Origin of the sequence: uncultured Nostoc sp., assembly GCF_964245445.1 — a bacterium.
Lineage (GTDB): Bacteria > Cyanobacteriota > Cyanobacteriia > Cyanobacteriales > Nostocaceae > Nostoc.
In genome coordinates this window covers 1-10,555 of record NZ_CAXTNE010000271.1, presented here as the reverse complement: position 1 = coordinate 10,555, position 10,555 = coordinate 1, and the positions used below count along the sequence as shown (strand labels likewise).

General features: G+C 39.0%; 8 protein-coding genes. 4 read left to right on the top strand and 4 right to left on the bottom strand.

Features of this window, described 5'->3' with window-relative positions; translation table 11 throughout:
- On the top strand, positions 1–235 hold a 235-nt coding region (locus ACFE90_RS30995), incomplete at its 5' end, for a hypothetical protein (protein ID WP_375506175.1).
- Between the two features lie 9 nt (positions 236–244).
- Here the strand turns inward: ACFE90_RS30995 and ACFE90_RS30990 are convergent.
- From ACFE90_RS30990 to ACFE90_RS30980, 3 genes are all read right to left on the bottom strand, one after another.
- The gene (locus ACFE90_RS30990) at positions 245–1,981 is read right to left on the bottom strand and encodes a diflavin flavoprotein (protein ID WP_375506174.1); all 1,737 of its coding nucleotides are present in this window, start codon (positions 1,979–1,981) and stop codon (positions 245–247) included.
- Between the two features lie 146 nt (positions 1,982–2,127).
- On the bottom strand, positions 2,128–2,640 hold the full coding sequence (locus ACFE90_RS30985; protein ID WP_375506173.1) for a phosphate-starvation-inducible PsiE family protein: 513 nt from the start codon (positions 2,638–2,640) through the stop codon (positions 2,128–2,130).
- Between the two features lie 128 nt (positions 2,641–2,768).
- Entirely contained in the window at positions 2,769–4,499 is a 1,731-nt protein-coding gene (locus ACFE90_RS30980) for a diflavin flavoprotein (protein WP_375506172.1), read from the bottom strand.
- A gap of 220 nt (positions 4,500–4,719) precedes the next feature.
- Here ACFE90_RS30980 and ACFE90_RS30975 point away from each other — a divergent pair, with 220 nt between their 5' ends.
- Both ACFE90_RS30975 and ACFE90_RS30970 read left to right on the top strand, forming a co-directional pair.
- The gene (locus ACFE90_RS30975; RefSeq protein ID WP_375506171.1) at positions 4,720–5,679 is read left to right on the top strand and encodes a 1-aminocyclopropane-1-carboxylate deaminase/D-cysteine desulfhydrase; all 960 of its coding nucleotides are present in this window, start codon (positions 4,720–4,722) and stop codon (positions 5,677–5,679) included.
- A gap of 108 nt (positions 5,680–5,787) precedes the next feature.
- Positions 5,788–7,569, top strand: a complete 1,782-nt coding sequence (locus ACFE90_RS30970) for a DUF262 domain-containing protein (RefSeq protein ID WP_375506170.1) — start codon at positions 5,788–5,790, stop codon at positions 7,567–7,569.
- Between the two features lie 101 nt (positions 7,570–7,670).
- On the opposite strand, the gene ACFE90_RS30965 is transcribed toward ACFE90_RS30970, so the two are convergent.
- Positions 7,671–7,931 (bottom strand): hypothetical protein, encoded by a 261-nt coding sequence (locus ACFE90_RS30965; protein ID WP_012407382.1) that lies wholly within the window; start codon positions 7,929–7,931, stop codon positions 7,671–7,673.
- Positions 7,932–8,366: 435 nt separating this feature from the next.
- Between ACFE90_RS30965 and ACFE90_RS30960 the strand changes: the two genes are divergently transcribed.
- Positions 8,367–10,490 carry a tetratricopeptide repeat protein gene (locus ACFE90_RS30960; protein WP_375506169.1) on the top strand — a complete coding sequence of 708 codons (2,124 nt, stop codon included), beginning with the start codon at positions 8,367–8,369 and terminating at the stop codon, positions 10,488–10,490.
- The last annotated feature ends 65 nt before the right edge of the window (positions 10,491–10,555 follow it).

Genomic DNA, 10,555 nt, shown 5'->3' with positions numbered 1-10,555 from the left:
CATTGTTAGCCGAAACAATCGCATTGTTAGTCGAAACAATCGCATTGTTAGCCGAAACAATCGCATTACAACTCTAAAAGACTTATATGTACCTGACTTTTCACGTTATTTAGTTAGGAAAGCCCACAAAAAACCTAACCCCCTAACCCCCAACCCGTGGCGGGAAGGGGGAAAATTCAAATTCTCTCTCCTTTTAAGAGAGAAAAATAGAAGTGAGGTTTTTCAAATACTGTGAAAAGCCAGCTTAATAATAGCTGCCAGATTTACGATGTTCTAAAGCAGTGACACCATCATTTTCCAACACTTCACCGCGATCAATGACGGCATAAATTAACCATCGATCGCCACATTCAAGCTGATTTTGCACCGTACATTCTAAATAGGCTAATGCTTCATTCAAAATCAAACAACCATTAAGAGCAGTTTTTGTGGCAAGATTTGCAAAGGGATTATCGCCTAAAGTGCTATGACGAGAAAAATAGCGTCGGACATTTCTTCCTTCTTTAAGGATATTCAGCACAAATTTATCACCAGGATGATGCATTAAATCTGCATTCTGCTCGTTAGCGATCGCAATCATAATTCCTGGTGGGTTAAAAGTTGCCTGCGATATCCAAGAAGTTAAAACCCCTTTGTGAGTTTCTTCATCACGAGTTGTCACAACACACAGAGAACCAATGATCCGTCCCACAGCTTGTTCGGTACGATCTACATGGGTTTCTGTCACAACCTGGCGGGAAGTCCGCAGTTTTTTGGTTTTCTTCAAGTTTTGGGCAAAGAAAGCACCTGCTTCTTGACACTGCTGAATAATTTCAGGAGTAGGGCTAAAACGCACCCGAATTGTTTCAAACCCTAGTTGATAATTAGCATCTTTGAGCTTGCTTTCTATTAAATCTATTGCCTCGCCACTCCAACCGTAGGAACCAAACACCCCTGCTAACTTAGTTTTAGCCGCCACCGAGAGAACTATTCCTAAAGCAGTTTGAATTTGAGTAGGTGCATGTCCGCCTAGAGTGGGTGAGCCGATAATCAAGCCATCGCAAGTTTCTACAATGCGGTTAATCTCAGCAGAATCGGCTAGTTCACAGTTGATTGATTCTACATTAACTCCATTTTGGATCAAACCTTGAGCGATCGCATTCGCCAGAATTGCTGTATTTCCATAAGCAGAAGCATAGAGCAAAGCGACACTTAATTCTTGAGATTTTTGCCCTTGACACCATTGACGGTAATCATAAGTAAAACGGCTGAGGCTGTAACGGACAACCGGGCCGTGTGCTGGGGCATAACATCTGGCTCCCAAAACTGACAATTTATCTAAGGCTGCTTCAACTTGTTTGGCTTGGGGCGCATGGAGACATTCAAAATAATAACGACGTTCCGCATCTAACCCCTTCCAATCTTCATCAAACAAGGTATCTTCGCAAATATGAGCGCCAAAAAGTTTGTCTGTGTAAAGAATTTTTGTGGCGGCATCATAAGTACAAAGTCCATCCGCCCACCGGGGAGTTGGTACAGTGATAAATGATAAATGATGTTCTTGCCCTAAATCTAGAGTATCCCCCGATCGCACCGCTTGGATGCGTGATTCCCATTCTGGAAAGGCAGTTTTTAAAGCATTAGCAGCGGGGCGAGAACAAATTAGAGTAGCTTGAGGAACCAGAGAGAGCAATACTTGCAAGGTTGCTCTGCGGTTCGGGTTGACATGACTGAGAACAATGTAATCGAGGAAGATGAAATCTAGATGTTGTGCTAGTTGCTCAAGGTAAATTTCGGTAAAAGATTCGCCAGGAGGGTCAATTAAAGCTTTTTTATCAGCTTGAATTAGATAAGAATTCGCTGTAGTTCCCCGTTGGCGGGAATACTCCACCTCAAATTTTAATCTGTCCCAAGTCCGCGATCGTAGAATCAGAGTATTTTTACCAATTTCAGCAACTTGTACATCTCTAGGATGGCTGGTAGTTAAAGTATTTGCAGACATAATAACCTCTGTTAATCATGGGAAATTGGGCATTGTGCATGGGGCATTGAGTACTTGCACTGAGCGGCGGCGAAGTATGGGGCATTGGGCACGGGTTATTCTCCTTCTCTTATCTCTCCCTATTCCCTATTCCCCACTCCCTACTTTTAATGACCATTGGTTTGTGTTAATTCAGACTTGGCTCGGCTTCTATAACGTTTAGATACTTCTTGTTCTGGATCGATACCTTCAAAGGTAGGAGGTAGCCAAACTCGGAGAAATAGTAGTATTCCCAGCACTAATAAAAAGGCGCAAGTTGCTAAAACTTGACTCCAACTTGCTTCTAGAACACCTTTAACAATGACTTCTCGCAAGGCAGAAACGATAGAAACTTCAACAGCTACTCCAATAGATACTCGATGTTCCTGTAGGTAAATAATCAGCAGTCGAAATAACTCAACTAAGATGAGCAAAAAGAGAATATCGGCAGTAACAGCATGAAAATCTAAAGGTGGAAGCAAGGAGAGAAACATATCTTTCACTTGAAGCACCATGAAGCTAAATAAACCGATACACAAAGAAATTACAATTACGTCTTGGATAAATTCCAAGGTTCGCACAACGCGCCCACGATTGATTTCGTACATGGTAATCGAGGTATTTTCAGCAGATTTATACATAGTTTTTTGGAAGACGCGATTAATCGCGTCTGTACAAGGGTGGGTAGAAACGCGATTAATCGCGTTTGTTGGGGAGCAAGGGGACAAGGAGAATGACCAATGACCAATGACAAATCACAAATGACTATTTAGTAATGATTGCCAATTTTGCGGTGATGAGCGGCGGTAAGTGCATGTAGGTTGGCAACTCTTCCAGTTTGGACTGTGCTATAAATTACCCAATGATCTCCACAATCCATGCGGCTAGTAATTTCACATTCCATGTAAGCTAAAGCTTCAGCTAAAACGGGCGATTCATTTTTGGCTGGATATGTTTTCACTCCGGCAAAGCGGTCTGCACCAGGAGCAAAACGCTTGAGAAAATGTTTCATTAATCCTTGATATTTACCTTCTTCTAAAACATTTAAAACAAAGCGATCGCCAACGTGCATCAAGGATTCAATTGCCCGATCTTTGGAGACTGCGATCGCTACTCCTAAAGGCTCAAGACTCGCTTGTGTTACCCAAGAAGCAAACATGGCACTCTGAATTTCTCCTTTTTTGGCGGTGATAATATACAATCCTGTACTAATCCGCCCTAAAGCTTTTTCTAGCTCCGTATTGATAGATTTGATTTGTTTAATGGTGCGATCGCGGGTCAACCATTGACCCATATCTGTCCCCGCTTCATCACAAAGCTGTTCCGTTGCTTGAGTAGGAACTTCCTTAACTAAGATAGGAGGAAAAGCTTCAGTTAATCCCAGTTCTTGAAACTTATTACGTAAAGGATAAACAGGTTCATCTTCTCCACCTCCTGACTCTAATAAACCAATCGCCTGCTTCTTGTGAATAGCAGCTAAAATTGTACTTAAAGCAGCTTGAGCCATCACCGAAGATTGGGGTGGCATTGCAATTACTAAACCAGAAGCTTGTGCAACTAATTCTCGAACTTCTTGAGGCTCGGCACTATTAAGGTCTACTAATTCTACTGCCACGCCTGTTTTCGCGCATCCATGTGCTATGGTACGGACTAAATGTTCGCTATGCCCATAATCTTCAACATAAAATAGAGCCACTAATGTCTCTGTTTTTGCTTGTTCTAAACTCCAGTTTTGATATCGTCCGAGCCATTCGGAGATATAGTGTTGTAATAAAGGGCCATGCCCCGTGGCAACTGTTCCTATTTCTAACTTTTCAATCCGCTTTAAAGCTGCCAAGACAGATCGGGCATTTGGGCCCATGAGACAATCATAGTAATAGTGAAAATCTTCCTCTATTAAAGTAATATTTTCATCATAGGTGTGGTCATCACAGTAGTGCATCCCAAACACATCGCAAGTGTAAAGAGTGCAAGTTTTGTGGTCATAAGTCAATATTGTGTCAGGCCAGTGTAAATTAGGTGCAGAGATAAATTCTAATTCGTGTCCGTTGCCTAAATCTAATCGCTCCCCACTTTTCACCTGCATTGATTTAAAAGGCTGGTGAACCATATTTTCTAAAAATTGAATAGCCACCTTTGCACCGACAACAGTAATTGAGGGAGCTAATTGCAAAATATCTTTCACTAAGCCACTGTGGTCTGGTTCTGTATGGCTGATAATTAAGTAATCTATTTTAGCCGGATCAATTAATCCTGTCACTACCTCAAGATATAATTGCTCAAACTTGCGGTGAGATGTATCAACTAAAGCAACTTTTTCTCCCTGAATTAAGAAAGAATTGTAGGTTGTACCATTCCGTAAACCAAACTCGATATCAAAACGTTCTCTATCCCAGTCGAGACAACGTATAGCAGTCGTTTGAGGAGCAATTTCAACAGTTTCAATCGTCAATCGTCCAGAATTGGAAATAACTTGAGTAAGCTGTGTGAGTGCAACCATTTCTTTTCTCCAAAAAGAATATTATCTGGAGCGAGTGTTATGTTTCTTATATTTACCTAAAATACTCAATTAGTAAAATGCCAATTTCTAAAGCTAATCATCAGAAAGATTTATTCTTTATTTGGATAGAGTTACCATTGAATTACTCAATGTTTATCATTAATTTTATGTTCAATAATGAACCTGAGAGAATGTAAATTCTAAGTTAGAATGTTGACACATGTCGTTAACCTTTATTGCTCCTCCTCTACAACAAATCAACAGCGAAATCGCCCGTCGCGCAGGTGTTGATCTGTATGTGCTGCGCCTCGATCTCATGCACCCGTGGGTTAACGGCAATAAATGGTTCAAGCTGAAATACAACCTTTTGGAAGCCAAGGAGAAAAATTTCACGACGCTGCTAACCTTTGGCGGCGCTTATTCCAATCACATCTATGCAACTGCGGCGGCTGGTAATCTTTTCGGTTTTCGTACCATCGGCGTAATTCGTGGCGAGGAGAGGCTACCGTTGAATCCTACGCTGAGTTTTGCTGTACAACAGGGTATGCAGCTTGTGTATCTGAACCGCGAGATGTATCGACAGCGCAACACACCAGCGTTAGAAGAATATCTGCGACAACGTTTCGGCGAGGTGTTTATTATTCCCGAAGGCGGGAGTAATTTAAACGGTGTGCGCGGCTGTACAGAGATAATTGATCGTGCGATGCCTACGGCTGGCTACGCCTACGCATTTGATCATATATGCGTAGCTTGCGGTACAGCCACCACACTTGCTGGTATTGCGCTTTCGTTGCATGAAGGACAAAGAGTGATCGCTTTTCCAGTATTGAAAAATGGGGCTTTTCTTGCACAAGAAATCGAAAGTCTGCTGAAAAATTACCTCGCCTCTGGTTTACCCTCGCCATATACCTCTTTGGCTTCCTGGGAATTGATATGTGATTACCACTTTGACGGCTATGCAAAGGTGAACAATGAGTTGCTACTTTTCAGCCAACAGTTCAGGGAGGAACATGGCGTACCCCTTGATTATGTATATACCGCCAAAATGTTTTACGGAGTGATGGATTTACTAAAGCAGGGATTTTTTCGTAGAGGCGATTCGTTACTGCTGGTACACACAGGCGGCTTACAGGGCAACGTTGGTATGGAAGAAAGGTTGCAGAGGTTTTCTAAAATCTGAGTTGCCACTTAATTAAATATCAGTTAGCTTGGTATGGAATTTTACTAGAAAAAGTTAAATTCATACACCAATATTGATATTTACTCAAAGTTAGGTAAGGTCAAATCAATGTTTACATACGCTGATCGCATTAAGCCGGATGCTCACAGTATTACTACCTATTTAGAAAATCTCCTAGCTAAAAAATATCAAATTCCTACTTTTCAACGAGATGTCGTCTGGGAGAAAGAGAATGTTAAAAAACTCTGGGATAGTATTTATAAATTTTACCCTTTAGGAAGTATTTTAATTTGGAAAACCAACACACAATTAGAAAGTCATCGACAAATAGGAGGGATCAAATTTGCTGATGATTTTCACTCTAATGAATACCAATATATTTTAGATGGTCAACAAAGAACGACTGCTCTTTTAACATCAATATATGGAGGAAAGATTGATAAAAAGGATAACTTTGATCCAACGTTATATATAGATTTGACAGTTGACTTCACAGATGCAACTGATGATATAAGTTACACCAAGAGATTTTTATTTTGGGATGAAATTGATGATAAAAATGGTCAGTTAAAAGCTAACTCAGGTAAGAAACAACGTCATCAACAAAAACTCATTGTTAGTTTAATAGAGATTGTTAAAAATTCTGGAGAAATAGAAAGAAATCTTCATAAAAATGGATACGGTGATTTTGAACATCCCTATATGCAACAATTGAGAAGGATTAGGGAAACATTATATAATTATAGGGTTTCTTTCATTGAGTTACGAGGTATTGAAGTTGCAGAAGTCTGCCAAATATTTGAGCGGATTAATCAAGCTGGCAAACCCTTAGATATCTTTGATATTGTGGTAGCTAAGACTTTTCGTTCTGAAAATAAGACAAATAATATCTCTGGATTCTATCTTCGTGAATTATTTGATAAATTTAAAAAAACTATTTCTAGTAGTCAATATGCCAGTATTGATAATTGGACATTGCTCCAAGTGTTAACTGTAGTAGTAAAACTTACATTTCCTGATGCAGGCATACAAAATATTACTGATAAGTATCTTAATGAGCTAAAAACAGAGCATATTGAAGCTGTATGGTCTGATTTTCAGAAAGCGCTCGCTAAAACTTTTGATTTCTTTGATAATTGTTTGCATATTAAGGGTGGAAGATTAATTCCTTACCGATATTTATACTTGACTATCACAGCATATTTTTATCGTAATCATAAACCAGATTATAGTTTTTTAAATAAGTATTTTTGGTATTATAGTTTTCATAATGTAGATTTACTAACAAACACTACTCACCTCTGGCAACATATAGACTTTGTTAATCAACAAAAGGCTAATAGTACTTACTCATTCAATCAATTTGATATTGATAAAAATTCGCTCAGAAAATCTTTCTATAGTTATAGAGGTCGCTTATCCAGAGCGATACTATCACTTTATGCAAATCACAAGCCGCAGGATTGGGCAAAACCCCATAAAGATGTTTTGTCTGATGTTTATTATCTGCTTACAGATAAGCCTAACTTGCACCATATATTTCCAGTTAACTTTATTAAGCAGAGTGGCATTGCTAGTCAAATAGAATCTGACAGCTTGATGAATATTGCCTATCTGTCTCAAATAACTAATTTGAAAATTAGCGATAAAAATCCATTAGATTATCTTAAAGAATATGACGAGCCTAGTTTAGAGGCAGTGCTACGCTCTCATCTTATACCGACGATTATTCTTGAATGGTCAAGAGCCGATGCACTTCCTGAAAACGCCCTAACAATGTTTATTGAAGAAAGAATAAACATCTTATTAGAGGCTTTGAGGCTAAAGTTAGAAGGGATTGAATTTAATGTTTTTGATATGGGCAATCGCACAGATAATATATATCCCTAAATAAAATATAACAAAGAGCGTTCCTAATTGCGGAACACTCTTTTTTGGTAAATTCTGTTAAGGTAATATGACTTTAAATTGACAATTGCTATTTATTAAAATCAGGCATGGAGATTTGCTTGTTCTTGCAACCAAGGATCTACAGGTTGCCCATCTTTGCGGCGTAATTCAATTTCCACCACCATCACTTCTTTAGAACCAGGAGGCGCGGGTTTTTTATGGAAAAGAATGTCATAATCTTCTGGATTGTGTTTGCGTTCTTTCAACCATTCTTGTACCTTGGTTGTGGCAAAAAATGATTGCCCTTGCTCAAACATTCGGGTAATCTGCAATTGCAGTGTATAAGGATTTAGCCGACCCATTTTCTACCGCCTTTGTTAAGTTAATTATAGGATAAGTAATCTGCTTACCCTAGATAATCTAATGTTAGTGCGAAGTACGCACATCTGACACTTTGCATACTGCTATCTGTAGAAAAAAAGTCCGAACTTAGTTCGATGAATGGTCTCAGAAAGCGCCGATTATCCTGCAATCTGTCTTCCAGAGGTTGATAAATTATTGTTTATGGTACTTGATTTTCACTTAGTAATGTTATAATAGTATCTCTAAAAAATGTTAGAAAATTGACTGCACTCCACCACTGAAGTTGTACGTACAGTCAGGGGCGAGGGAACAGATTAGTTAAGGATTGTTCAGCATTTTTCACTGCCTCTACAACATTTCACTACTTAATTCTGTTATAGATTGGAGAGAAGCACGCCGCTTCAAAAACTGACCAACAGACTGAGATGGTTGTTATGAAGAGCAAAAATCAAGCTGTTTTCGCTTTAATTGTAAAAAGCACTATTGTCTTTTTACCCTTACTGCTGTCCCCTGGAATTGCCAGTGGACAATCTGCACCATCACCTTCCCCAGCACTAACTCCTGCTTTGGTGTTATCGAATCAGGAACGGGAAGAATTAACGCGACTAAGAGCACAAAAGCGAATTCAACAGCAAGTCCAATCTGATTTTAATAGTGCTTTTAGCCGGACAACTATCTTACTCAATGTCTGGCTAGTTATATTAAGTCTATTTCCAGTCGCAATCATTGCTTTATTTTGGCTCCTGCGACGGGTGGTAATCCGTGAAATTGTTGATAGAGCTATGCAACAATTACAGGGAATGGAAAAATTGCAAAATCAGCTAGCCACCGCTAAACAAGAGGCCGAAAATCTTATTCAAGAAGCTAAAAAAATAAATTATGAATTAGAAGAGGAAACGGCTAGTTTACAAGAACAGATTAAAAATGAACAAAAAAAATATTTATCTTACCTTACATCTGAACTAGATTTAGCTAAATCACAGGTATTAACTAGATTAGAAACTGAACTTAAAAAATCTCAAGAAAATATACAAACTTTAGAGTCAGAATTTGCTTCTGGGCTATCTAAGTTAGAGTTTGATGCTCAACAACAAAGAGATATAGCGCTAGATAATCTAGGAAAAGTAGCATCTGTCATCGCAGAGGAACTGTCTAATTTAAAGTTAAGTGTGGAACAACAGCAAGAACTAGCCGTTACTGATTTAGAAGTATCAACGTCTGAGTTCACATCTCAACTTTCTGGATGGCAGTCTGATGCTCAAAAACAAAAGGATATAGCTATTGAAACTTTAACAAAATTGCAGTCAGAATTTGCGGAAGAATTATCAAAATTACAGGTAGATGCTCAGAAACAAAAAGATATCACATTTGAGAATTTAGGAAGATTAGATAAGGAATTAAAATTTCAAGTATCTGAATTACAGGTAGATGCTCAAGAACAAAAAAACAAAATTGTTGAGAGTTTAGCAGCATTGCAGTCAGAATTCGCCGCTCAACTATCTGAATTACAAGCAGATGCTCAAATACGCAAAAAGCTAATAATTGAAAATTTAGAAAAATCTGGTTCTGAGTTTACTTCGCAATTCTCAGATTTACAATGGAATGTTCAACAACAAAAAATTCTAATTCTGGAGAAGTTAGAAAGACTAGAAGCTGAGTTTGTCTCTCAACTCTCTGAGTTACAATTGGATGCCCAAGAAAGAAAGGATCTCATCCTTCAGGAACTAACCGAAATTACACCTGAATCTATCTTAGAGGCGGTGAATTCTGAAGTTGACGTTGAGATGAAACCTGCATCCATCCCAGAGGTTGTAAATTCTGAAGTTGAGGAAGAAATACAAGAACAGCCACAACAACCAGAATTTACTGCTGATGAGTATGTAAAACAGGGAGATGAGCTATTTTCCCAAAGGCGCTATGAAGATGCGATCGCAGCTTACAACCAAGCGGTGAAAATCCAAGCTGATGAACCTGTGATTTGGTTAAAACGAGGTCTAACTCTAGGAAGGTTGAAACGCTACAAAGATGCGATCGCTTCATACAATAGAGCTATTGCGATTCAACCAGATTATCATCAAGCTTGGTGCGATCGCGGCGTTGCTTTTGGTAACTTACAACAGCATCAGCAAGCCTTTGACTCATTTGACAAAGCTACACAAGTCAAGCCTGATGATGCAGTTGCTTGGTTGAATCGCGGTCTTTCCCTAGTAGCATTAGAGCAATATGAAGAGGCAATAGCATCTTTTGATAAAGCGCTAGAATTCCAACCTAATTCTCCTAAAATCTGGGATAAACACGGTTATACCTTGGTAAGATTGGGACGCGATGATGAAGCGATCGCTAGTTTTAACAAAGCCTTAGAAATTAACCGAGATTATGCCAGTGCCTATTATAACAAAGCAGCCTGTTACGCACTGCAAAGACAAGTTGAACGATCTCTGTTAACTTTACAACAAGCAATTGAACTTAATCCCAGGTATAAAGAAGACGCAGTAACTGACCTAGATTTTGATGATATTGCCGATGATGAGCGTTTTAAAGAGTTAGTTGAACAGTAAAAATCTAAAAGGCATTAGGCATTAGTTATTCCACTCCTGCTTCCCCTGCTCCCCTTCCCCCACTC